Here is a 24,831-nt window from a genome sequence, read left to right as displayed (position 1 = left end):
TGTGACCGTGACCGCCACACTCCTCCTGACTTGATGTGTAGTACCCAGCCCGGTGGTTCACGCACCTTGCTGAGGTCGGTGGACCAGGGGGTTACGCGTGCGTGGTTGGAAGCGCGGGCGCCGAGTGGTGGGCGCTGGGGTCGCGGGTGCGCTCGTGGCGGCGGCGGCGTACGCGGCTGTCGACGCGGTTGATGAGGCCGGTCCTGACTGCGGTCGTGTTGAGGCGCCGGACATCGTGGCGGCGTTGCTGCTCGCGCAGGCGTGCGGTCATGACGTGGTGGCGCTCGACTCGCTGGCGCCGCAGTATTCGTTGACGGCGACGCCGCGAGGCACGGTGCGCGAGGACTCGAGCGTGAGTGCGGTCCGGACGCAGGCGTCGGGACGTTGGGCCGCTGTCGATCCGGCGGTCGTCCGTGACGAGGAGACCGGGTCTCTCACGGTCGCTTCGCCCGTGCATCCGATCGAGTTCGCGCCCCAGGACGGCGGTCTCGTCTCCATCGAGAGCGGTTCGGGGAGCGTGACGATCGGTGTGCCAATGGATCTGGGTGAGCCGCGAGCGTCGGGGAGCCGGGTCACGTGGGGTGTGCTCGACGCCGTTGGTGAGCTGATCGACGGGGTGTCGGTGGTGGTGCAGGTCAGTCCGGATGCGTCCGGTGTCGTGCCGACGATCGAGGTGCAGGACCGGGCCGCGTACGAGGAGCTTGTCGCCGCGGTGGGCGAGGTTCGCTTCGATGTCGTCACTTCGGGTGCGCTGAACGCGCTCGGCGATGGTGCCGGGGGGTTCGACATCGTCGACGCGAGCTCGGGTGAGCTGGCGTTCGCGGTGGGTGATGCCCTGCAGTGGGACAGCTCGGGCGGGGAACCTCTCGGTGACGGGCAGGCACCGGATGAGCCGGTCGATGTCGAGCGGCCGAACGAGGGCGATGTCGTTGCCCCGATGGTGGTGGACGTCGTCGACGACGTGACGGTCGCGGTGAGCGTGGACGAGTCGATGGCGACTGACCCTGCGACCACGTGGCCTGTGACGTTCGATCCGTCGGTGACGGGGGTGACGCTCAATCAGTGGGTCGTGGTCCGCAACGTGTCGTCGTGGGGATCGGTGTACGGGTCGAACGACGGCGGGTCGCTGTCGGGCAACGAGGGCGTCGGGTACTGCGCGGTGACCGCGATGGGGTGTACCGCGGTCCACAAGTCACGGATGTTCTGGCAGTTCACGGGCCTGAGCGCTCTGCCGTACATCGCGGCGGACGACGTCGTGTCTGCGCAGTTCCGGGTGCGGGGCACGCACTCGTGGTCGTGCACGATGGGGTCGCTGGACCTTTACCTCAGCGGGGGCATCAGCGCGGACACGACGTGGCCGGGGCCGTCCGACGTGCTCAAGCTCGGCTCGATCAGTCCGAAGCACTACACGGGGTGTGACGGGACGCAGGACGACGAGTGGGACATCCTCGCGGCCGCCCGGCAGTACGCGGGCCAGTACTCGCGCATGACCCTGGGTCTTCGTGCGGCGTCCGAGATCGCGTCGAACTCGTGGTGGCGCTACGACATGGGTTCGGCGACCGTGTCGCTGGAGTACAACCGTGCGCCTGTGGTGAAGACGAGCAGCATGCGGGTGATCGCCGGCACCGAGGTGTTGACCTGCGACGGGGTGATCGCGATCAACACCACGCAGCCCCAGTTGTCGATCGTCGCGGACGACAACGACAACGGCGACAGCGTGGCGGTCACGATGCAGGTCTACGCCAGTGGCAGCGAACTTCTTGAGTGGTCGTACACGTCCCCGTCGGCGGCACCGGGTGCGACGTTCGCCAAGACCGTCAGCCATGGGGTCCTGGGCCAGGGGAGTCACCGCTGGCGTGCGCGGGCACGTGATGCGTCCGGGGTGGTGTCGGCGTGGTCGCCGTGGTGCACGTTCACGATCGACTACACGGCACCGAACCCTCCGACGATCACGCCTGTTCCGGTATCTGCCTCGGATCCTGATGTCGAGGCTGAGTACAAGAACGATGAGGTCGAGCATGGCGGCAAGGGCGTGCGCGGGTGCTTTATCCTCCGGACCGAGGCATCGGACGCAGTTCGGTTCAACTACCGCTGGTCCGACGTGACCAGCGGGTACACGACGGTAGCGGTCGGCCCCGACATGTCCGCGCGCATCTGCACGCTCGACGGCCACCCCACGACGACCGGCACGAACACTCTGACTGTGAGCGCCACGGATCGGGCTCGGAACACCACAGAGTTTTCCGCGGTGCACGTCTTCGAGGTCGCCACAGCGCGCGAAGACGGGGTCTGGTCGTTCGACACGCGAACCGCGACGGTCCCGGATGAGGCGCTGTCGGTCGCTGGTGAGCTGAGCACCGTTGGTCCGTTGACGGTCGCCAACGGGTCGTGGGTGACGGGGCCGCACACGTTGTTCGACTCGCGTGACGGGGACTTCGCGCTGCGCCTGAACGGGACGAGTACCGAGGCGGTGTCGCAGGCCGGGGTGGTGGACACGGCGAAGAGCTTTGTCGTGGCGGCGCATGTGCGGCTGGACGCGACGTCGTCGCAGCGTGTGGCCGTGTCACAGTCCGGCCCGTCGAGCAGCAGCTGGCGGTTGGGGCTGACGACCTCCGGTTGCCCCTCGGGGCGGGCTTCGTGCTGGTCCTTCGAGGCGTTGAGCGCCGGCGGGGTGTCCAAGGCGGTCGTCTCCAGCGTGGCTCCGAGGGCGGGGGAGTGGACTCAGCTGACCGCGGAGTACGACGCGAAGACCCAGCACCTGCGGCTGTGGGTCTGCGACATCGGCACCCCGGAACGTCCGGCACCGGGAGAGCCGGTCCTATCGCAATGGGCCGCACCCTCGAAGCTGCAGCCTGGGACCGGGCCGATCGTCCTTGGCCGCGCTCAGCAGGCCGGGGCCGGCGTCGACCGCTGGAAGGGCGAGATCGACAACGTGCGGATCTTCAAGGGCGAGGTGGTCGCCGACGCGAAGATCCGGCGGATGTGCCAGGGCGCGGAGGCCAACCAGTTCGCCCGCGGCGTTCAGGCGCTCGATCCCACCACCACGGTGGGCCAGTGATGAGGGTGAGGGTCATGCGAGGCAGGCATGGGGGCGTGGTCCGCACCCGACGGCTGGTGTCCGGGATCGCGGCGGGTCTCGCCGTCGTGCTTGCCGGGCAGATCGCTGCTGGCACGGTGGGGGCAGCGGACGAGGCCGCCGAGCCGGCGGACTCGCTGCAGGCGCGCCAGGAGAACATGGCGCAGGTCGTCGCTGGTCTGCCGACCCTCGAGCAGGTGCCGGCCGAGGTCGTCGACCCCGATCCTGCGCAGCTGCCCGCGCAACCGGATGTGCTACCGCTGGAGGACGTGGTCGAGGAGGACCCGGACGACGGCGACGCGGGTGGAGCCGAGCAGGCGCCCGACATCGTCGCGGAGAGCGTCGTGTACGACGTCGGCGGGCGGGTGCCGGCGAACGTCGGTGGACTGGAGCTGACGCTCGACCCCATCGCGGGTGAACCGGCACCTGAGACGGTCGAGATCAGCGTCGCTGACCCTGCCCTGACAGCGCAGTCGGGTCTCACCGGAGTCGTCGTGGAGCTGGCTGACGCCTCGCAGCAACTCGCGCCGAGCTCCGCTGTGGAGGTGCGGCTGTCATACTCGCAGCTCGCCGATCTCGGTGCCGGCGACTGGACGAGCCGTCTGACCCTCTACCAGCAGGTCGAGTGCGGCCCGACCGCCCTGCCGTGCCGCTGGGTCGAGCTCGACGACGTGGTCAACGATCCCGCGCAGCAGACGCTGACCGCGACGGTGGCGCTCACTCAGGGGGAGAGCCTCGCCACGGGTTCCGCGGTGACGCTGGCAGCCGGTGCATCCAGCGACGGTGCCACCGGTGACTGGGGCGCGACCAGCCTGGCGCCGGCTGCGGCGTGGGCCAGCGGCGGGTCTTCGGGTGCGTTCACGTGGACGTACCCGATGGACGTGCCCGACGTCCCCGGCGGGCTGGTCCCGAACGTCGCGCTCACGTACTCCTCGGGCGTCTCCGACGGGCGCACCCCGTCGACGAACAACCAGGCGTCGTGGGTCGGGGAAGGCTTCGAGCTCACGTCGAGCTTCATCGAGCGCAAGTACCTCGCCTGCATGAAGGACCAAGACCCCGTCGACGGCAAGGCCGCGAACAACGCCACCAAGAACACCGGCGACCTGTGCTGGGGCGAGGACACCGCGACCCTCGTCCTGAACGGAAACGCCCTTGAGCTCGTCAAGGACGCCGACGGCGGCTGGCGCCCCAAGAACGACGACGGCACCCGGATCGAGCACGAGACCACCGGCTCTGAAGGCGCGGTCGAGACCTCGCTTCGCGACGACGACGGTGAGTACTGGGTTGTGACGACGTCCGACGGTCTGCGGTACGTCTTCGGCAGCGACCTGGCGCCGAACAAGGCCGATGCGACGAACTCCACGTGGACCGTGCCAGTTTTCGGCAACCACGAGGGCGAGAAGTGCAACAGCGCCCTTCTGGCGGAGTCCATGTGCCGTCAGGCGTGGCGGTGGAACCTGCGCACCGTGACCGACAGGTCAGGCAACACGATGACCTACACCTACGCGCGCGAGCGCGCCGCCTACCGCAGCTACGGGTTGGGCAACGACAAGACGGTCGACTACGACACCGGCGGACACCTGGCGAGCATCACGTACGGCACCAGGTTCGACGATCTCGGCGGTCACGCGCTGGGCAAGGTCGTGTTCGACTCGGCGTTGCGGTGCCGTGCTCAGTCGGGGGGGAACTGCACTCAGACGAAGATGCGGGCGCACGCCGGTCAGTGGCCCGATGCCCCTGCGGACCTGTACTGCGTGCCGGGAGCGTCCAGTTCCACTTGCACGGTCGAGCAGGCCAGCCCCGTCTTCTTCAATCGGTACCGGTTGCGGACCGTGACCACGTACGCGTACGTCGGGTCGCAGTACGAGCCCGTCGACAGCTGGCAGCTCGTGCACGGTTTCGTCGCCCCCGACGGCGGCAGGACCAACGGGCAGGCGGCGAGCGAGATCCTGCAGCTGAGCTCCGTCGCGCGCACGGGGCACGGGTCGCAAGGCTCGACTATGCAGCTGCCGCCGGTGCAGTTCGGCTGGACGCTGCACGCCAACCGTGTCGACACCGCGAACGACGGCCCGTCTGCGATGAAGCGGCCGCGGCTTACGTCCATCCGCAGCGAGTCAGGCGCGACGACGACAGTCAGCTACGCCGCGACCTTCGGGACCGGCAGCACACTGACGTTCCCGGTGAACTGGGACCCCAAGGGCCAGACGAGGGACAAGCCGGACCAGTTCTACAAGTACGTGGTGACGGCGGTCTCGGACAGCGGTGCGTCCAGTGCCGGCGGGGAACGGCTCGTCACGGGGTCGGACTCCGTGGTCACCTCCTACGAGTACGGCGACCCGTTCTGGGCGACGCCGACGGGTCCCCTCGTCGACGAGGACGAGGTCACCAGGTCTGAGTTCCGTGGCTTCGCGCAGGTGACGACGACGTCCGGGGACGAGTCGGCCCAGTCGAAGACGGTCACGAGATTTCTGCAGGGTCGCGATCGATCGGTTGACGCGGGGCCTTCCCCCAGAACCGTCCCTGTGGCCGACCACGAGCGCTTGGCAGGGATGGCGTACTCGCAGGCGACGTTCAACGCGTCCGCGATGGTGTCCCAGACGATCACCGTTCCGGGTGACCTGACGTCCATCACTGCCAGCGACGGGCGCAAGTCCACGCGGATCGGCGCCGTGGCGACCTACGTGAACACCTTCACGGCGTCCGGGGCACTCGAGCGGCAGACGAGGGCGGTCACGAAGTTCGACTCCCTGTCGCGGCCCTCGCAGGTCGACGACGACGGTGCCGTGTGGCAGTCCGGCGGTGTCCTGCCGCCCGCTGACGAAACCTGCACGCGGCAGACCTACGCGGCTGAGCGCACGACCAGCAGCGGGGTGCGCCTGGCCGGTCTGCTGACCCGCGCGCAGGTCGTGGCGGCCGCCTGCACGGATGCGGCCACGGGCCTGGAGACGCTGGTCTCCGACACGCTGACCGACTACGACGCGGCCGGTCGAACGACGGCGACGTGGCAGGTGGACCCGAGTCTGGACCGGACGTCGGGAGTGCTGAACCACCAGACGCACGCGGGTTACCTGCGTACGAGCAGGGTCGTGCAGTACGACAAGTTCGGTCGTCCGCTGGAGGTCGCCGACGCTCAGGACAACCGGACGTTCACGCAGTACAACCCGCCCAGCACCCAGGGCTCAGTGAACGGGATCGTCGAGACCGTCCAGGTGACGGCCCCGGCACCCTCGGCGGGCACGCCGGGCTCCACGACGAGCACCACCCTCGACCCGCTGCGCGGGTCTGTCCTTGCCACGGTGGACGCGAATGGTCGCCAGACCACCGCGGAGTACGACGCCCTGGGCCGTCTGCTCGAGGTGAGATACCCGCAGCACGCGAACGCCGCCAACCCGTCGGTCCAGTACCAGTACACGGTCAAGCCGAACGGCCTGAACGGTGTCGTGACGCGCACGCTCGGTGCGGACGGCGTCACCCAGCACCTCAGCTCGGTGGTCTACGACGGCCTGATGCGCACGATCCAGACCCAGACGGAGAGCCAGGCGGCTGCGAGCAGCGCCACGAGCGCCGCACAGCGTGGGCGGATGGTGACGCACACGCTGTACGACTCCGCCGGGCGCACGTCCCAGGTCCTCGGACCATGGCTCGCCACCAAGGCACCCGCGGCCGGACTGGTCACCACCGCAGGTTCGTACCCCTCAGGGACGACCTACCGGTACGACGCGGCCGGTCGCGTGACAGACGAGATCACCTGGCGCACCAACTCCTCGAACCCCGACTACGAGAAGTTCCGCACGGTCACTGTCTACGACGGCTCCCACACGACGGTCATCCCTCCCCAGGGCGGAACCGCGGTCACGACCGTGGTCGACGCGCAGGGTCGAACCACCACGCTCGCCCAGCACCGCACCCGGCCGGCTCCGGCAGGTTTCAACGCACGCACGGTGCTGGACAGCCAGGTCGTCGCCGCGACGTACGAGTACGACCGGTCGGGCAACCTCGTCTCATTCACGGACAGCGGGGACCTCGCGCGCGGCATCGCGAAGAACACGTGGACCTACGAGTACGACTTCGCGGGGCAGCAGGTCGCAGCGAACGACCCCGATGCCGGCCGAACCACCACGGCCTACGACACTCTGGGCCGGACCACGGCCGTCACCAACGGCGCCGGGCAGACCCTGAGCTACACGTACGACAACCTCGGCCGCAAGCTCACGGTCAGCGACGCCTCTGGCCTGCGCACGTCGTTCACCTACGACACCGCCAAGGACGTCGACGGCAACACGGTCCTGGGCCAGTTGGCTTCGAGCACCCGCCACACGTCGGGTGGTGAGTACGTCTCGCAGGTCCTCGAGTACGACCACGCCTACCGGGCCGTGCGCACGAAGGTCTCGCTGCCCGCGTCCGGTGACCTCGCCGGGTTGACGAAGCGGGAGTTCGTCACCGAGTACGGGTACACCTCCGACGGGCAGGTGCAGACCGTCAAGCTGCCGCAGATCACGCAGGGGGGAGCCAGCGGCGGTGGAACCAAGGTCCTTGGTGCGGAGACCGTCACGACGTACTACGACGCCGCGTCTCGGCCGCAGTGGATGGCCGGCGGGTTCGGGTGGGGCACGTATGTCGCCGAGTCGCGTCGCGACGACTACGGCAACCTCACGGCGCTCGACCTGGGCAACACCTATGGCGCTGTCGCCTCCTACAGGTATGACGAGGTCACCCAGCGCTTGACGGGGATCGCGGTCAAGCGCGAGCAGATCAACGGGACCGACCTGAACGTCGCCTACACCTACGACCAGGCCGGCAACCTCACGTCTGCCACTGACACACCCGGAAACCTCCTGCTCGGCCAGAAGCCGGATCGTCAGTGCTTCACCTACGACGGGTTGCGTCGCCTGACCGCGGCGTGGACGAGCAAGGCGAGCACGTGTGGCAGTGAGCCGACCTCGACGCTCGAGGTCGCCGGCGCGGCCCCGTACTGGGACACCTACGGCTACGACGATCTGGGCAACCGTCGCACCCTGACCGCCCGCCGGGCGGGGTCCTGGGGTTCGTGGACCAGTGGGGCGACGACGACAGACACCACGTACTCCTACGGGCAGGGGCAGGCCGGCCCTCACGCGCTCACCGGGACCAGCACCTCGGTGAACGGGGCGGCGCCCACGACCGCGGGCTACGAGTACGACGCGGCTGGGCGTCAGACCGCCCGGCCGGGTTCGGGGCCGCTGGTGTGGGACGGTGAGGGTGAGCTCACGGCGGTGGGCGCTGCTGGGTCGAGGACCTCGATGGTCTACGACGCGAACGGTGAGCGTCTGACGCGCACGGACTCCTCCGGCACGACGGTGTACCTGCCTGGTGGGCAGGAGATCCGTGTCGAGGACGGCGAGGTCGTCTCCGCGGTGCGGTACTACTCGTTCGACGGGCAGACCGTGGCGGTGCGCACCGGCAAGGGTCTGGGGGCGGTCACGTCCTTGGTCGCGGACCTGCACGGCACGGCCCTGGTGGCGATCGCGAACACCACATGGACCGCGGCCGGGGTCGTCAAGCAGTACACCGACCCGTTCGGCGCGGCCCGCGGCGCGGGCGTCGACGTCCCTGGTGAGCGGCAGTTCCTCGACAAGACCCGAGACGTGAGTACCGGTCTGACGCAGGTCGGTGCCCGCTACTACGACGAGACCACCGGCCGGTTCATCTCCGTCGACCCGGTGCTCGACCTGACCAACCCTCAGCAGTGGAACGCCTACGTCTACGCCAACAACAACCCGACCACCTGGTCGGACCCCACCGGGTTGATGATCAGCTGGGACTGGCTCACCGATCCGATCGCCCGAGCCGGGCGGGGGACTGCGAACTGGTACAGCACGTGGTTGGAGGACTCCGACGGTCAGAGCATCATCGTCAACAGCCTGCAGTCGTGGGGCGCAGGGTCAGCCGACGCCGTGCTGGGTGCGGTCGACCTCGTCACCCCAGGAACCATCGGGCGGTTCGGGAACCCGAACACCAACAGCATCTACGCGTACTCCGACGACTTCGGGGAGTGGACCGGTCTCCACATCCTGATCGGCGGGAACGCGGGCAACGCCGCCAAGGCGACCTCCTACGTCGGTAACCTAGGCGAGAAGGTGCTCGCGGAAGCCGCGGCGTCACTGTCGGCTCGCGCAGCCGTCGAGACGGCCGCAAACACCGCGGGGGATGCGGCCGAGATCATTCAGTCGACGGCGCGTGCTCAGGCTGCTCGTGGAGCTGATGAGTTGGCCGGTGCGCTTTCTCCGGCTGAGCGGGCCGCTATGGAGGCGCAGCCCTGGTTGCGGAATCCGATGCTTGGACAGGCGGTGCATCGCAATACTGCTAGTGCGCTGGATGAGGCGTTCCCGGGGCGGTTCCAGTACAGCACCAGGGGTCCTGACTTCCTGGACACGCTGACGGGCCAGCGGTTGGAGCTGACGACGCCGGGCCAGGTCGGTGCGCATCTTAGGCGTCCGGGGTACGAGGGAGTGACGATGTGCACCTATGTCCTGCCGAGCTGCTGAGATGGACTTCGGTGTGCGTGGCACTGGGTATGAACCGGTGCGGGATGAGGATCGTGTCGTGCTCTCGGGCCAGCGGCTGGTGGCCGTTGATCTGGGGGGTAGGCGCCTGGAGCAGTTCTCGGCGGAGGGGTGTCGGTTCGAGGCGTGCCGGTTCGATGGGGCGGTGATCGAGTCCGCCTCGTTCGGCGCGGGCCGTCTCGTCTCGGAGTACGTGGGGTGCAGCTTCGACGGGGCGAAGTTGCGGATGGGGCCGGGCGGTTACGCGAGGTTCGTTGACTGCACGTTCGAGAACTCCGTCATTGAGCACTGGTTCTGTTTCGCCGTCGAGATCGTTGGGTGCACGTTCTCCGGGCGGCTGAAGAAGGTCGTGTTCAACGGTTCAGTGCCGTCGGACAAGCAGGGAACTGCTGGACGTCGGGTGAATCAGTTCGAGGACAACGACTTCTCGCGAGCCAGGCTCGCTGACGTGGCCTTCCGCACAGGCGTAGACCTGACCAGGCAGCGGCTGCCCTCGGGGGAGGAGTACACCTACCTCGACGATGCTGCTGTTGCAGTTCGCCGAGCCAGGAGCGCCTTCAATGCCTGGGACGACCTTGAGATGAAGAAGCGTGCACGGGGGGTCCTGGCCGTGATGGAAGCGGATGTCGCCGCCGGTCAGCGCCAGCTCTTCGTCCGGGTCGACGACTACCCCCGTGCCTCCCGGCCTGCGATCAGGGCACTGCTGACGGCGGCGCTGCAGGGGTAGTTCAGCTGGCGTCGGTGGTCAGGGCGTGGAGGTTGGTCTTGGTGGCGAGGGCGTCGAGTACTCAGGACTCCCGGGCCTGATCGTCAGCCTGCTCGGCCGGTGAGTGCTTGGCGGGCGTGGTGGCGCAGGAGCGCGCCTTCGATCATGGCGATGACGGTCGTCTTCTCGTCGTCGTCGAGGCTTTCGAGGGCTTCCATGCGCAGGCGGAGCTGGTTGTCGGCCGGGCCGCGCTCATCTTCGTTGAAGACGAGAGCGTCGGTGCTGACTGACAGTGCGACGGCCAGGGCGCGCAGGACGTCCAGGGTGGGCTGGCTGGTGCCGGCTTCGTAGCGGCGGATCTGGGTGACGTGGATGCCGACGGTGTCGGCGAGGGCCTGCTGGGTGAGTCCGCGCTGCTTGCGGACGGCGGCGAGGCGGTGGGCGAAGTCCATGTCTCCGAGCCGGTCGATGAGGGGGCTTGCTGGGGTGTCCATCGTCGCGTCGCCTTCCGTGCTCTGTTGACCCGATAGAGCAGATACTGTATCTCTAGCAGGGCAAGATTTCGTCTTGACCGGTGTTGGAGATCGGGAGGCCCCAGGCGTGGCGCGGATCCCGGAGGCCGAGCTGGCCCGGTTGAAGGCCGAGGTGTCGGTGGCCCGGTTGGTGCAGGGGTGCGGGGTCGAGCTGTCCCGGCAGGGCCGGGACCTGGTGGGTCGGTGCCCGTTCCATGAGGACGGGTCCCCGTCGTTGGTGGTCTCGCCGGGGAAGAACTTGTGGCACTGCCTGGGGGCCTGTCAGGCGGGCGGTGGGCCGGTGGACTGGGTGATGACCGCGCAGGGGGTCTCGTTCCGGCATGCGGTGGAGCTGTTGCGGGAGTCCTCGCCGTCGCTGGGGGTGCTGGCGGAGCCGAAGAGCCCGGGGGTGGGGCCGGTGGTGCGGTCGACGGCTGCGAAGCTGCCGGCGTTGGTGGGCCCGGATGCGGCGGATCGGGTGCTGGTGGGTCAGGTGGTCGCGCACTACGCGGCGGCGCTGGCCGGGCACGAGGTCGCCCAGGGGTTCCTCGCGCGGCGGCGGATCGACCTGCCGGAGGCGCTGGAGGCGTTCAAGGTGGGGGTGGCGGACCGGACGCTGGGTTACCGGTTGCCGTCCTCCCAGGTCAGAGATGGTCGGGCGCTGCGCACGCGGTTGCGGGACCTGGGCCTGGTCAAGGCGTCTGGGCACGAGCACTTCCGTGGCTGTGTGACCTTCCCGGTCCTGGACGGGGCGGGGAACGTGGGGGAGGTTTACGGGCGCCGCCTGGACCCCGCGGTCACCCCCCGGCATCTCTATCTGCCGGGCCCGCACCGCGGGGTCTGGAACCACGGGGTGCTGGCTGCGACGGATGAGCTGATCGTGGCCGAGTCGATCATCGACGCGCTCACGTTGTGGTGCGCGGGGTTCCGGCACGTGACCGCGGCCTACGGCACGTCGGGGTGGACGGGCGAGCACCAGGCCGCGGTGGTCGAGCACGGGGTCGCACGGGTGCTGATCGCGTTCGACGCCGACACCGCCGGGGACACCGGCGCCAAGACCCTCGCGGCCGAGCTGGCGTCGGTCGGGATCGAGTGCTTCCGGGTCGAGCTGCCCCGCGGGATGGACGTCAACGAGGTCGCGGTCGGGGCGAAGAACCCGACCGACGCCCTGGGGCGGGTGCTGCGCAAGGCCGCCTGGATGGGCACCGGGCGGCGCCCACCGGCCGCCCGCACCCGCCAGCATGCTCCGGTCCCGGTTGTTTCACTAGCCGCCTCGTCGCGGCCGGCGCCCGAGCCGCAGCCGGTCGTCGACGAGCCGGTGGTCAGCGTTCCGGCGCCGGTGGTGGCTCCGGGGTTGGACTCCCCGGCCCACGAGGTCGAACCCGTCCAGCCGCGGCCGGTCGAGCCCGAGTCGGAGTCTGTCGAGGCGGAGCCGGCCGCCGGCGTGGCTGCGGGGGCGGTGGTGGGTGGGGAGCTGGTGGTCGAGCTGGGCACGCGCCGGTGGCGGGTCAGGGGCCTGGAGAAGGTGAGCGGGTTCGACGCGTTGCGGGTCAACGTGCTGGTCGCCCGCACCGACCACCCCGGCACGGACGCCACGCCGGGGTTTCATGTCGACACGTTGGACCTGTATTCGGCGCGGGCGCGGGCGGTGTTCGTGGCTGCGGCGGCCGGGGAGCTGCGCGTCGCCCCGGAGGTGGTCAAGGCCGACCTGGGGCGGGTGCTGCTGGCGTGTGAGGCGCGGGCGGAGGAGGTGATCGCCGCCGCGCAGGCCCCGACCAAGCCCGAGGTCACCGTGTCCGGGGCCCGCCGGGCCGCGGCGTTGGACCTGCTGCGCGACCCGAACCTGATCGCCCGGATCGAGGGCGACTTCGCGGCGGTGGGGATGGTCGGGGAAGCAGTCAACTGCCTGGTCGGCTACCTCACCGCCGTGTCCCGGCTGCTACCCAGCCCTCTGGCGGTGATCGTGCAGTCCACCTCCGCGGCGGGGAAGTCGGCGGTGATGGAGGCGGTGCTGGGGTTCGTCCCGGCCGAGGACCGGGTCTCGTTCTCGGCGATGACCGGCCAGAGTCTCTTCTACTTGGGTGAGTCCGACCTGGCCCACAAGGTCCTGTCGATCGCGGAGGAGGAGGGAGCGTCCCGGGCGGCCTACGCGTTGAAGCTGTTGCAGTCCGAGGGGGAGCTGTCGATCGCCTCCACGGGCAAGGACACCGCCTCGGGGCGGTTGGTGACCCACACCTACAAGGTCACCGGGCCGACCGCGATCGTGCTGACCACGACGGCGATCGACGTCGACGAGGAACTGCTGAACAGGTGCCTGGTCCTGACGGTCGATGAGGACCGGGACCAGACCCGCGCCATCCACGCCGCCCAACGCCGCGCGCAGACCCTGGAGGGCCTGGCTGCGCGCACCGCCCGCGAGCAGGTCGTGACGTTGCATCAGGACGCTCAGCGGCTGCTGGAGCCCCTGGCGGTGGTCAACCCGTTCGCCGGCCGGCTCACGTTCGCCGACACCCGCACCCGCACCCGCCGTGACCACGGGAAGTATCTGGGGCTGATCGCGGCGGTGACGTTGCTGCACCAGCACCAGCGCGAGAAGAAGACGACCACGGTCGGCGGGAAGACCGTCGCTTACGTGGAGACCACGATCGGTGACATCGAGGTCGCCCACCGCCTGGCCCACGCCGTGCTGGGCCGGGCGTTGGACGACCTGGCCCCCCAGACGAGGCGCCTGCTGACCGCCGTCCACGGCTACGTCACCGCCGAAGCGCGGCGCCTGGCGGTCCCGGTCGACCTGGTCCGCTTCACCCGCCGTCAGCTGCGCGAGCACCTGGCCGGAGCCGGCGCGGGATGGGGGGACACCCAGCTGAAGGTCCACCTGGCCCGCCTGGTCGACCTCGAGCTCCTGGTCGTCCACCGCCTGACCTCCGGGGCGTTCGGCTACGAGCTCACCTGGACCCCACCCACCACCGAGGCCGGGGGACGGTTCCTGGCCGGCCTGACCGACCCCGCCACACTGCTCGGTGACGCCCCGGCGACGGCCGACGTCCAGGAGCCGGCGACCGGCTACACCACCGGACCGGTCGGGGCCGAGCCCGCGCCGTCCACCTACGACCCCGGACCGGGCGGGGCACCGGGCGCGCTGGTCGGGCCCTGGTCGGGGCCCGGTCGGGGGCCGGTCGGCCCCCGGTCACAGCCCACCGGTGACGCTCAGGACGTGTCCCAGGGCCGGTGGGCCGGTGTCGCGCGGGTCGCGGCGGGGGGCCGGTGATGGGCCGGCGCGGTGTCCACACCCCCCAGACGATCCCCGGGGACCCCGGCGACAGGCACGGGTTCCCCGCGCTCGTCACCGAGTTCTGCACCGACCTGGCCGCGAGGGGTTACTCCCCGGCCACGATCCGGGCCCGCCGCCAGGCCCTGGCCACCCTCGCGGCGTGGTTGGCCGACCGCGGTGTCACCAGGCCCGTGGAGGTGACCCGGCCGATGCTGGTCCGCTACCAACGCCACCTGTTCCACTACCGCAAGACCAACGGCCAGCCCTTGTCGTTCCGGTCCCAGAACGCCCGCCTGCTACCCGTCCGAGCCTTCTTCCGCTGGGCGGTCAAGAACGACCACCTGGCGTCCAACCCCGCCGCGGACCTGGAGCTGCCCAAGGTCGAGCACCGCCTGCCGAAACCCGCCCTGACGGTCGGGGAGGCCGAGCAGGTCCTCGCCATCCCCGACACCACCACCACGGCGGGGTTGCGGGACCGGGCCATCCTGGAGACCTTCTACGGCACCGGGATCCGCCGCGCCGAGCTCGCCCACCTCAACCTGCGAGACCTCGACGTCGAACGCCGCACCCTGACCGTCCGGCAGGGCAAGGGCCGCAAGGACCGCATGATCCCCATCGGACCCCGCGCCCTCGGTTGGATCGACCGCTACCTCACCGCCGCCCGACCCCGGCTGGCCAGCGCGGACGACGACGGGACCCTGTTCCTGACCGTCGACGGCACACCGTTCTCCTTGGACCGGCTCACCCAGCTCGTCCGCGACCACGTCACCGCCTCCGGCGTCGGCAAGCAGGGCGCCTGTCACCTGTTCCGCCACACCCTGGCCACCCTCATGCTCGAGGGCGGGGCCGACATCCGCTACATCCAGGCCATGCTCGGCCACGCCGAGCTGTCCACCACCCAGATCTACACCCAGGTCTCCATCAGGGCCCTGCAAGCCGTGCACGCCGCCACCTTCCCCGCCGCCACCACCCATCCCCCACGACGAGGCCCAGCCCTGGTCACCCTCACCGGTGACGGCCACGACGGTGACGGCGCTGGCACCCCGAAGGTCTCGGCGTCCCAACTGCTTGCTGCTCTTGACCAAGAGATCGAAGAAGAGAACCGCCCCCACCCCGGATCGACCCCGCCGCCCTGACCGGCCCAGGCTGCCACTCCGCTGCCGCCCGCGATCACGGACCACCACAGCCGCTACTCCTCTTGCACTACGTGTTCGCGGCCGCCCCCGTCATCGCCCAGGACGCCCTCCGTCATCGCCCCGGCGGCGCCCGCGTCATCGTTCCGTCATCGCCGCCGTCATCGACACGGGCCTCCCAGAGCCCCGCTCCCGGCCCTGGCGCTGCCAGACTCGACCCCATGACCACCGCGACCCGCCGCGCCCACGCGCCGGCCTGGGTCCTGGCCTTCCTAGCCGCCGTCCTTGCCATCGTCCTCGGCGCGTTCACCGCCGGACCGGCGCCGGCGGCCACGACCTCCACGGCGCAGAACGCCGTCGGGGCCTCAAACACCGCGGCCCAGGTCTCCGTCGAGACTTCGGCGGGCATCACCGCAGGTCAGCGGCTAGGGAACGACCCCCCGCAACCCCGAACCGTGGTGGCTACCGGTGTTGCCGCAAACGTCGCAGTCTCGAAGCCCTTCGCGATGGGGATCAAGGATCACCTGGATGATTTCGCTCTGACCCATGGTGCTGATACGTGGAAGTCGCTGCCGGAGGTGGGGCCGGACGCGCCTCTAGGTGCGTGGAAGGACGGTGTCGTGAGAAAGTTGCGGGATCCGGGTCAGCGCGTTCTGTTCAACCTGGATGGCGTTGACGTCTGGCCGGGCGTGTCCCGGGCGGCCGCGGGTAGGGGCGGTGCGACTGACTGGGAGCTGCTGCAGATTCGAGAGGGCAGCTTCCCGAACCTGGAGTTCTGGCAGAACGGGAAATGTGTTGGGAATCCCTTCGGATGAGTAGTGTCTCGTACCCGGATCGTCTGTTTCAGCTCTGGGAGTACCGCGTTAGCCATGGCGGTCTGATGATCCGCAGCCCCCGTGGGCCGAACACCTCCACGAACGTCGACCTTATCTTCGACGGGGTTGAGTTGCTCTGCTGCGCAAGGATCCTGAGGGGCCTTGAGTTGGTGCGGCCGGAGGAAGGGGATGTTGCCAAGGTCTATGATTTCCTCGGCGAACTTGCAGGGTCGGACGGCGTCTTCGTGTTCGCGTCTGAAGGCGTGCGACACATCGTCGTGGCGTCCTCGTTCCGCGTCGTGGAGCACGAGGGCGACATCTTCGACAGTCCCTTCTGATCTGCTGCGATGCGCCAGCCTGAGCTCACGCATCGTTGTGCTACGAGACGGGCTCGGCGAGGCATGACAGGGTGGCGCCTCGTCCGGGTCCCGGGTCCTAGATCAGGGTGACGGTCCCCAAGACGGCGCACCCGGCTCCGGTCCCGGGCGCCGCAGCTACCGGAATGGTGGCGCTCGGCTGGCGCAGGACACCGCGGTGAGCCCCATGGCTCCGAGAGCGCTTCTCAACCGCCTGCAAGTCTTCGTAGTGCGGAGCCTGACCCGCTTCTACGGACACGTGAGCGGCCGGTCGCAGAGGTCGCGTCCGAGTTGGGGCTCGGGACGCGGCGCTACCTACCGCCGTCGGTGGTGAATCTGCTCACGCTGGCAGCTTGAGGAGAGTCGGCGGGTTACCGTCGAAGACCCTGGAGCAGAACTGCCGACAGATGTTCGCCCGTCACAAGGTGCGGCGGGGCCGGGAGGCCGGAGATGGGTCGCGCGGGAGTAGCACCACCGCCGAGGCGGCAGGGACGACCAGCGTGTCCGGGCCGTCGTAGCGAGCGGGGTCCCATGCCGCCGCGACGACTAGCGGGACATCGGGTTCGAGCGTGACCGCGCGCTCGTCCTCGTCGAGGTTGACCAGGACGCGTGCGTCGCCGCGGCGCAGGTCGAGCAGCCCGCGCCACGGGCCGTCGCTGTCGTCGGGGCCGGACCACGTGAGGTCCGTCGCGGCCAGGTCGCCGGAGGCGAGGTCGGCGGACGAGCGGCGTAGCGCGACGAGCGTGCGGTACCACTCGATGAGGCGGGCGTGGTCGCCGTGCGCGCGCTCGTCGCGGTCCAGGACCGCGGCGTCGCGCGTCGCCGGGTCCTGCGGGTCCGGGACCTCGACCTCGCACCCGTACAGCGCGGCCCAGCCGTGGCCTGCGAACTCGTCGCGGCGGCCGTCGCGCACCGCCTGCGCCAGGTCGGGGTCGGTGAACGACGTGAAGAACGGGAACGGGCGGCGCGTGCCCCACTCCTCGCCCATGAACAGCATGGGCGTGAACGGCGAGAGCAGCAGGAGCGCGGCCTCACACGCGAGCCGGCCGGCGTCGAGCAGCGCCGACGGGCGGTCGCCGATCGCGCGGTTGCCGACCTGGTCGTGGTCCTGCACGAACACCACGAACCGGTGGCCGTCGGTTCCGTCCGGCACGGGCCGGCCCCAGTCACGCTCGCGGAACGTGGAGCGGCCGCCGTCGTGCACGAATACGCGCGTGAGCGCCTTCCGCAACGTCGCGGGCGAGCCGAAGTCGACGTAGTAGCCGTGCCGCTCCCCGGTGACGAGCGCGTGGATCGCGTGGTGCACGTCGTCGGCCCACTGCGCGGTCATGCCCCAGCCGCCCTCGCTCGTCGGCGTGATCGAGACGACGTCGTTGAGGTCGGTCTCGGCGACGAGCGACAGCGGGCGGCCGAGCTCGGCGGACAGCGCCGCGACCTCGTGGGACAGCTCGGACAGCAGGTGGCGGTCCGAGTCGTCGCGCAGCTCGTGCACCGCGTCGAGGCGCAGCGCATCGACGTGGAAGTCCCGCAGCCAGCGCAGCGCGGAGCCGATCAGCCACGCGCGCACCTCGTCGGACCCGGGCTGGTCGAGGTTGATCGCGGAGCCCCACGGCGTGTGGTGCGCGTCGGTCCAGTACGGCCCGAAGTCGCCCACGTACGCGCCGGCGGGTCCCAGGTGGTTGTGCACCACGTCCAGGCACACCGCGAGGCCGTGGGCGTGCGCCGCGTCGACGAAGCGCTGCAGCGCCGCCGGACCGCCGTACGCCTCGTGCACGGCCCACGGGCCCACGCCGTCGTAGCCCCAGCCGCGGTCGCCGTCGAACGGCGCGAGCGGCATGAGCTCCACGACGTCCACGCCGAGGGAGACGAGGTCCTCGAGGTGCTCGCACGCCGCGTCGAGCCTGCCCTCGTCGGTGAACGTCCCGACGTGCAGCTCGTAGATGACGCGGCCGCGCACGTCGACGCCCACCCAGCCGTCGTCGGTCCAGGTGAACCGGGCGGTGTCGAACACGCGGCTCGGGCCGTGCACGCCCGTCGGCTGCCACGCGCTGCGCGGGTCCGGGCGGGCGGGGCCGCCGTCGAGCGAGAACGCGTAGTCCGTGCCGTGCGGCAGGTCCCGGTCGTCGTGCCACCAGCCGCCCTCGGCGGGGGACAGGGCACGCACCTCGCGCGGCGCGTCGTCGGGTCCGACGAGCACGTCGACGCGCCCGGCATCCGGCGCCCACACCTGGACGTGCACCTCAGTCCTCCCGCACCAGGAGCGCGACGGGCAGCCGGTCGAGCACCCCGGCGACGGGCGTCACGCCACCGTCGGTGACGCGACCGGTGAGCGCGTCGCGCCACGTCCCGGGCGGGATCGCGACTGTGTGGTCGGCCCACCCGCCGAGCCGGTCGACCGACGCCGCCAGACGCGTCGCGACGACCGCGACGCGCGGCTCGTCCGCGACCGTGCGCGCGTACGTGACCGCGTGACCCGACGAGTGCGCGAGCGGCACGAACCCCGCGTCCGGCCCGACGAACGCCTCGGGCAGGTCCCGGCGCACGCGCAACGCGCGCGACGTGACGAGCAGCTTCTCGTCCGACAGGTCGCGCGGGCCGGCGCCCGAGTCGAGGCGCTCGAGTCGCGCGACGATCGGTTCGACGTCGACCGGGCGGCGGTTGTCGGGGTCCACGAGCGTGGGGGTGTCGACCTCGCTGCCCTGGTAGACGTCGGGCACGCCGGGCAGCGTGAGCTGCACGAGCTTGGTGCCGAGCACCGCGGCGCGGACCGCGGGGCGCGTGCGCTGCTCCCAGTCCGAGAGGAGCGCGACGACCGTCGGGTCGGTGCACGCGCTCGTCGCGAGGTCGACCACCGCGGCCTCGTACGCCTCGTCGGGCGCGGTCCACCACGTGTGCGTCTTGGCCTCGCGGAGCGACTTCGTCAGGTACTCGACCAGTCGGTCCTGTGCGATCGGACCCTCGGGCGTCCACGTGCCCGCGAGCGTCTGCCACACCCATTGCTCGGCGCGCCCGTCGACGCGCGCGCTGCGCACGGACGCCGTTGCGTCGCGCGCCGCGAGCACGAGGCGCGCCCACTCGGCGGGCAGCTCGCTCAGCACACCGAGCCGCGCGCGCGTGTCCTCGTTGCGCTTGGTGTCGTGCGTCGAGAGCGTGGTCATCGCCAAGGGCGCCGCGACCTGCTGACGCGCCGCCCATGCCGCGAGGTCCGTGGGGGTGAGCGCGAACCGCGACGGCTCGCCACCCACCTCGCACAGCCCGACGAGCTGCGTCCAGCGGTAGTACGCGGTGTCCTCGACGCCCTTGGCCGTGACCGCGCCGCACGTCTGCTGGAACCGCACGACGAGCTCGTCGCGCCGCTCACCGCGCGTGCGGCCCGCACTGCCGACCTCGCGGCCCAGCAGCAGGTCGACGACGACGTCCATCGTCGCGTGACGCTCCGTCGACATCCGGCCCCGGGCGACCGCGGCGGCCCGCTCCAGAGCGGTCACCGAGTCGGAGGGGACGACCTCGCCCGGCACGACGTACGCGCGGTACCGGTCGAACGCGACGAGCAGCTCGACCAGGCACTCGTGCAGCGCGCGCCACGTGTGGTCACGCAGGCGCAGGTCGTCGGCGCAGATGCTCGCCGCGAGCGTCGTCAGCCGGTACACCTCGGCGTACAGCGGACCGTCGACCACCTCGCGCTTGGCCTGCTCGACCACGCGCGCGTAGTCGTCGGACGCCTCGCCGGTGAGCCGGTGCATGAGCGCGCCGAGCGGCGCCGCGCCGCCCGGGTCGACGAACGTCTGCTGGATGCGCCACAGCGCGTCGTAGCCCGTGGTGCCCGCGGTGTCCCAGTCGGCCGGGAGCTCCTCGTCGCCCTCGAGGATCTTCTCGACCACGACCCAGGCGCCGCCGGTCGCCTCGCGCAGCCGCGCCAGGTAGCCCGCCGGGTCCGCCAGACCGTCGGGGTGGTCGATGCGCAGACCGTCGAGCACGCCCTCCTCGAGCAGGTCGAGCACCAGCTCGTGGGTCGCGAGGAACACGTCCGGGTCCTCGACGCGCACCGCGACGAGCGTGCCCACGTCGAAGAACCGGCGGTAGTTGAGCTCCTCGTCGGCCACGCGCCAGTACGCGAGCCGGTAGTGCTGGCGCTCGAGCAGCTCGGCGAGCGGAAGGTGCTCGGTGCCCGCGCGGACGGGGAACACGTGGTCGTGGTAGCGCAGCACCGTGCCGGTGCCGTGCCCCGGGACGTCGGCCTCGGTGAGCTCGAGCTCGCCGCGCGCGAGCACCGCACCGATCCGGTCGCCGAGCACGGGCATGAGCACCGCACCGTCGCCCGCGGACCAGTCGACGTCGAACCACGCCGCATACGGCGAGTCCGCGCCGTCCTCGAGCACCGACCACAGCGCCGCGTTGTGCCACACGGGCGTGGGCACGGCCATGTGGTTGGGCACGATGTCGAGTACGAGGCCCAGACCGGCCGCGTGCGCCACGTCCGCGAGCCGGCGCAGGCCCTCGATGCCGCCCAGGATGGGGGAGACCTCGTCGTGCGCGACGACGTCGTACCCGTGCGTGGAGCCGGGCGCCGCGGTGAGCACGGGGGACAGGTACACGTGGGAGACGCCCAGCGACGCGAGGTACGGCACGCGCTTCGCGACGTCGTCGAACGTGAGGTCCGCGCCGAGCTGCACGCGGTACGTGGACACGGGGACCGGCCGGCCCGGCGCGGGCAGGCGGCGCGTGGGCGTCTGTCGGGTGTCCGTCACGCGGTTCCCCCCGCGGGTGCGTCGGTCGCCTTCTTCCGCGTGCGACGGGCGGGCGTCACACGCGTCGGGGTGACCTTGGCCGACTCGCGCGCCGCCTGCGCGATCGCGCCCGTCCCGGACGGTGCCGGGATCGGCGTGACCGGGGGCCGCGTGAGGACGACCATCGAGTGCCGCGCGAGCGCGAGCTCCTCGCCCGGCAGCGCGGTGTCGCCCGGGTCCACCTGCGAGTCCGTGTCCAGGACCGCGGTCCACTGCTCGCCGTACTCCGAGTCCGGGATCGTGAACGCGGTCGGCTCGGGTGCGCCGTTGAACAGGATCAGGAACGAGTCGTCGACGATCTGCTCGCCGCGCACGTCGGGCTCCGCGATCGCGTCGCCGTTGAGGAACACCTGGACCGCGCGCGCCGACGAGGAGTTCCACTCGTCGTCCGCCATGTGCTCGCCCGACGGCGAGAGCCACGCGATGTCGCGCAGGTCCGACTCGCCGCCGTGGTCGGGCGCGCCCGCGAAGAACCGGCGGCGGCGGAACACGGGGTGCTCGCGGCGCAGCTGCACGACGCGTCGCGCGAACTCCAGCAGCCCGGTCCGCTCGTCGTCGAGGTCCCAGTCGACCCACGACAGCTCGTTGTCCTGGCAGTACACGTTGTTGTTGCCCTGCTGCGTGCGGCCCAGCTCGTCGCCGTGCGCGAGCATCGGGATGCCCTGCGACAGCAGGAGCGTCGCCAGGAAGTTGCGCTGCTGGCGGCCGCGGAGCTTGGTGATCGCCTCGTCGTCGGTCGGGCCCTCCACGCCGCAGTTCCAGGACCGGTTCCAGCCCTCGCCGTCGCGGTTGTCCTCCCCGTTCGCCTCGTTGTGCTTCTCGTTGTACGACACGAGGTCGCGCAGCGTGAAGCCGTCGTGCGCGGTGACGAAGTTGACGCTCGCGATCGGGCGCCGCCCGGTGTGCTCGTACAGGTCCGACGAGCCCGACAGCCGGCTCGCGAACTCCCCGAGCGTGGAGGGCTCCCCGCGCCAGAAGTCGCGCACGGTGTCGCGGTACTTGCCGTTCCACTCCGACCACAGCGGGGGGAAGCCGCCCACCTGGTAGCCGCCGTCGCCGACGTCCCACGGCTCCGCGATGAGCTTGACGCGCGAGATCACCGGGTCCTGGTGGACCAGGTCGAAGAACGCCGACAGGCGGTCGACCTCGTGGAACTGGCGGGCCAGCGTCGCCGCCAGGTCGAACCGGAACCCGTCGACGTGCATCTCGGTCACCCAGTACCGCAGCGAGTCCATGATGAGCTGCAGCACGTGCGGCGAGCGCATGAGCAGCGAGTTGCCCGTGCCCGTCGTGTCGAAGTAGTGCTCCTTCTCGTCGTCGACGAGGCGGTAGTAGTTCGCGTTGTCGATGCCGCGGAAGCTCAGCGTCGGGCCCAGGTGGTTGCCCTCGGCCGTGTGGTTGTAGACGACGTCGAGGATCACCTCGATGTCCGCCGCGTGCAGCTCGCGGACCATCGCCTTGAACTCCTGCACCTGCTGACCCGGCTGCTGGAACGCGGCGTAGGCGTTGTGCGGCGCGAAGAAGCCGATCGTGTTGTAGCCCCAGTAGTTCGACAGGCCCTTCTCCTGCAGGGAGGGGTCGTTGACGAACTGGTGCACGGGCATGAGCTCGATCGCCGTGACGCCGAGCTGCGTGAGGTGCTCGATCACGGCGGGGTGCCCGAGCGCCGCGTACGTGCCGCGCAGTTCCTCCGGGACCGCCGGGTGGAGCTTCGTCAGGCCGCGCACGTGCGCCTCGTAGATCACCGACTCGTGGTACTCGTGCTGCGGCGGGCGGTCGTGCCCCCAGTCGAAGAACGGGTTCACGACGACCGACAGCATCGTGTGCGCGGCCGAGTCGTCCTCGTTGCGCTGCGTCGGGTCGTCGAACCGGTAGGAGTACAGCGACGCGTCACCGTCGACCTGGCCGTGGATGGCCTTCGCGTACGGGTCGAGCAGGAGCTTCGACGGGTCGCAGCGGTGGCCGTTCGCAGGGTCGTACGGTCCGTGCACGCGGTAGCCGTAGAGCTGACCGGGCTGCACGGCCGGCAGGTAGCCGTGCCACACGAACGCGTCGACCTCGACGAGGTCCACGCGCCGTTCGGAGCCGTCCGGGTCGACGAGGCACAGCTCGACGCGTTCGGCCACCTCCGAGAACAGCGCGAAGTTCGTGCCGGCTCCGTTGTAGGTGGCGCCGAGGGGGTAGGGGCGTCCGGGCCAGATGAGCATCGCCCCAGAGTGCCAGCGTCGGCGCAGGTCGGCGCGGTGAGTCGAGGCCGAACAGGTCACATCGCCCGGCCGGGCGCCGCGTCCGCGCCCAGGACTCGCTCGCGCAGGCCTTGCGGCCCGGGACGTGGCCTGCTCGGCTGGGAGCCGACGGACGGAGACGACGATGACCGAGGTGCACGGCGGCACGACGAGCGGCCGCGTGGTGGTCGTGGGGGCCGGGCTGGCCGGCGCGAAGACGGCCGAGGCGCTGCGCGAGCGAGGTTTCGCCGGCGAGGTGGTGCTGCTCGGCGCGGAGGCCGAGCGACCGTACGAGCGCCCGCCGCTCTCGAAGGGCTACCTGACGGGGTCCGACGAGCGCGAGCAGGCGTTCGTGCACGAGCCCGGGTGGTACGCGGCGCACGACGTGGAGCTGCGCACGGGCGTCACGGTCACGCGGGTCGACCGTGGGGCGCGCGAGGTGCACGACGACGGCGGCGGGCGCACCGCGTACGACCACCTCGTCCTCGCGACGGGGTCGCAGCCACGGCGGCTGCCGTCGCCCGGGTCGGACGCGTTCGTGACGCTGCGCACGCTCGACGACAGCGACCGGCTGCGCACGCGGCTCGCCGAGGTCGGCGCCGCGGGCGGGCGCGCGGTCGTCGTCGGCGGCGGCTGGATCGGGCTCGAGGTCGCCGCCGCGGCGCGGGGGTACGGCTGCGAGGTCAGCGTGCTCGTGCGCGAGGAGGCTCCGCTGCTCGCCGTGCTGGGGGAGCGGATGGCGGGGCTGTTCGCCGGGCTGCACCGCGCGAACGGCGTCGACCTGCGCACCCTGGTCGAGGTCGGCTCGGTCGAGCCGGACGGGTCGGGCGGCGCCCGCCTGGGGCTGACCGACGGGACGCAGCTGGTGGCCGCGCTCGTCGTCGTCGGGATCGGTGCGGCTCCCCGTACGGCCCTCGCGCGAGACGCGGGACTCGCGGTCGCGGCCGACGGCGGCGTCGAGGTCGACGCGCACCTGCGCACGTCCGACCCGCGGGTGCTCGCCGTCGGGGACGTCGCGGCCGTCGCGCACCCGTTCCTCGGCGCGCGCGTGCGTGTCGAGCACTGGGACACCGCGCTGCACCACGGCGAGACCGTCGCCGCGACCGTCCTGGGGCACGACGAGCCCTACGACCGGCTGCCGTACTTCTTCACCGACCAGTACGACCTCGGCATGGAGTACACCGGCTGGGTCGGGCCCGACGGGTACGACGAGGTCGTGGTGCGCGGCGACGAGACCGCGCGCGAGCTCGTCGCGTTCTGGCTGCGTGGCGGGCGCGTGCTCGCCGGCATGAACGTCAACGTGTGGGACGTGGTGGACGACGTGCAGGCGCTCGTCCGGTCACGCGCGGTGGTGCCGGTCGAACGTCTCGCGGACCCGGGCGTCCCGCTCCGGGACCTGCTGCCCTGA

12 protein-coding genes are annotated in these 24,831 nt (G+C 70.9%); 8 read left to right on the top strand and 4 right to left on the bottom strand.

Going from position 1 to position 24,831, the window contains the following annotated elements; all coding sequences use genetic code 11:
* The first annotated feature begins 97 nt into the window (after window positions 1-97).
* Genes F1D97_RS12505 through F1D97_RS12495 form a run of 3 tightly spaced genes read left to right on the top strand, consistent with a single transcriptional unit; the run spans window position 98 to window position 10,345 of the window.
* Window positions 98-3,058 carry a LamG-like jellyroll fold domain-containing protein gene (locus tag F1D97_RS12505; protein WP_236120818.1) on the top strand — a complete coding sequence of 987 codons (2,961 nt, stop codon included), beginning with the start codon at window positions 98-100 and terminating at the stop codon, window positions 3,056-3,058.
* A gap of 35 nt (window positions 3,059-3,093) precedes the next feature.
* Window positions 3,094-9,600 carry an RHS repeat-associated core domain-containing protein gene (locus tag F1D97_RS12500; protein WP_236120817.1) on the top strand — a complete coding sequence of 2,169 codons (6,507 nt, stop codon included), beginning with the start codon at window positions 3,094-3,096 and terminating at the stop codon, window positions 9,598-9,600.
* Window positions 9,601-9,658: 58 nt separating this feature from the next.
* Window positions 9,659-10,345, top strand: coding sequence for a pentapeptide repeat-containing protein (locus F1D97_RS12495; RefSeq protein WP_236120816.1), 687 nt, complete (start codon window positions 9,659-9,661; stop codon window positions 10,343-10,345).
* An 83-nt stretch (window positions 10,346-10,428) separates the two neighbouring features.
* Here the strand turns inward: F1D97_RS12495 and F1D97_RS12490 are convergent, their stop codons facing one another.
* A complete protein-coding gene (locus F1D97_RS12490; protein WP_236120815.1) occupies window positions 10,429-10,776 on the bottom strand; it encodes a helix-turn-helix domain-containing protein in 348 nt (115 codons plus the stop codon).
* A gap of 148 nt (window positions 10,777-10,924) precedes the next feature.
* Here F1D97_RS12490 and F1D97_RS12485 point away from each other — a divergent pair, with 148 nt between their 5' ends.
* The 4 genes from F1D97_RS12485 (at window position 10,925) to F1D97_RS12470 (ending at window position 16,393) form a co-directional block, all read left to right on the top strand.
* Entirely contained in the window at window positions 10,925-14,104 is a 3,180-nt protein-coding gene (locus F1D97_RS12485; RefSeq protein ID WP_236120814.1) for a CHC2 zinc finger domain-containing protein, read from the top strand.
* Window positions 14,104-15,243, top strand: coding sequence for a site-specific tyrosine recombinase XerC (gene xerC / locus F1D97_RS12480; RefSeq protein ID WP_236123597.1), 1,140 nt, complete (start codon window positions 14,104-14,106; stop codon window positions 15,241-15,243). Before F1D97_RS12485 ends, xerC begins: the two co-directional genes overlap by 1 nt.
* A gap of 218 nt (window positions 15,244-15,461) precedes the next feature.
* Window positions 15,462-16,055 (top strand): hypothetical protein, encoded by a 594-nt coding sequence (locus F1D97_RS12475; RefSeq protein ID WP_236120813.1) that lies wholly within the window; start codon window positions 15,462-15,464, stop codon window positions 16,053-16,055.
* 65 nt (window positions 16,056-16,120) lie between these two features.
* On the top strand, window positions 16,121-16,393 hold the full coding sequence (locus tag F1D97_RS12470) for a hypothetical protein (RefSeq protein WP_236120812.1): 273 nt from the start codon (window positions 16,121-16,123) through the stop codon (window positions 16,391-16,393).
* Between the two features lie 436 nt (window positions 16,394-16,829).
* On the opposite strand, the gene treZ is transcribed toward F1D97_RS12470, so the two are convergent.
* Genes treZ through glgX form a run of 3 tightly spaced genes read right to left on the bottom strand, consistent with a single transcriptional unit; the run spans window position 16,830 to window position 23,405 of the window.
* Window positions 16,830-18,650, bottom strand: coding sequence for a malto-oligosyltrehalose trehalohydrolase (treZ, locus tag F1D97_RS12465; RefSeq protein ID WP_236120811.1), 1,821 nt, complete (start codon window positions 18,648-18,650; stop codon window positions 16,830-16,832).
* A gap of 1 nt (window position 18,651) precedes the next feature.
* A complete protein-coding gene (gene treY / locus F1D97_RS12460; protein WP_236120810.1) occupies window positions 18,652-21,159 on the bottom strand; it encodes a malto-oligosyltrehalose synthase in 2,508 nt (835 codons plus the stop codon).
* On the bottom strand, window positions 21,156-23,405 hold the full coding sequence (gene glgX / locus F1D97_RS12455; protein WP_236120809.1) for a glycogen debranching protein GlgX: 2,250 nt from the start codon (window positions 23,403-23,405) through the stop codon (window positions 21,156-21,158). The genes treY and glgX overlap by 4 nt, the downstream gene beginning before the upstream one ends.
* A 163-nt stretch (window positions 23,406-23,568) precedes the next feature.
* Here glgX and F1D97_RS12450 point away from each other — a divergent pair, with 163 nt between their 5' ends.
* On the top strand, window positions 23,569-24,831 hold the full coding sequence (locus F1D97_RS12450) for an NAD(P)/FAD-dependent oxidoreductase (RefSeq protein WP_236120808.1): 1,263 nt from the start codon (window positions 23,569-23,571) through the stop codon (window positions 24,829-24,831).

It is taken from the genome of Cellulomonas palmilytica, assembly GCF_021590045.1.
GTDB lineage: Bacteria > Actinomycetota > Actinomycetes > Actinomycetales > Cellulomonadaceae > Cellulomonas > Cellulomonas palmilytica.
The sequence above is the reverse complement of the archived record's forward strand: the minus strand, read 5'-3'. Positions and strand labels throughout refer to the sequence as shown.

Coding starts and splice junctions, on each gene's coding strand:
- F1D97_RS12490 (WP_236120815.1), bottom strand. CDS start 10,776: ATGGACTTCGCCCACCGCCTCGCCGCCGTCCGCAAGCAGCGCGGACTC.
- xerC (WP_236123597.1), top strand. CDS start 14,104: ATGGGCCGGCGCGGTGTCCACACCCCCCAGACGATCCCCGGGGACCCC.
- F1D97_RS12475 (WP_236120813.1), top strand. CDS start 15,462: ATGACCACCGCGACCCGCCGCGCCCACGCGCCGGCCTGGGTCCTGGCC.
- F1D97_RS12470 (WP_236120812.1), top strand. CDS start 16,121: ATGATCCGCAGCCCCCGTGGGCCGAACACCTCCACGAACGTCGACCTT.
- glgX (WP_236120809.1), bottom strand. CDS start 23,405: ATGCTCATCTGGCCCGGACGCCCCTACCCCCTCGGCGCCACCTACAAC.
- F1D97_RS12450 (WP_236120808.1), top strand. CDS start 23,569: ATGACCGAGGTGCACGGCGGCACGACGAGCGGCCGCGTGGTGGTCGTG.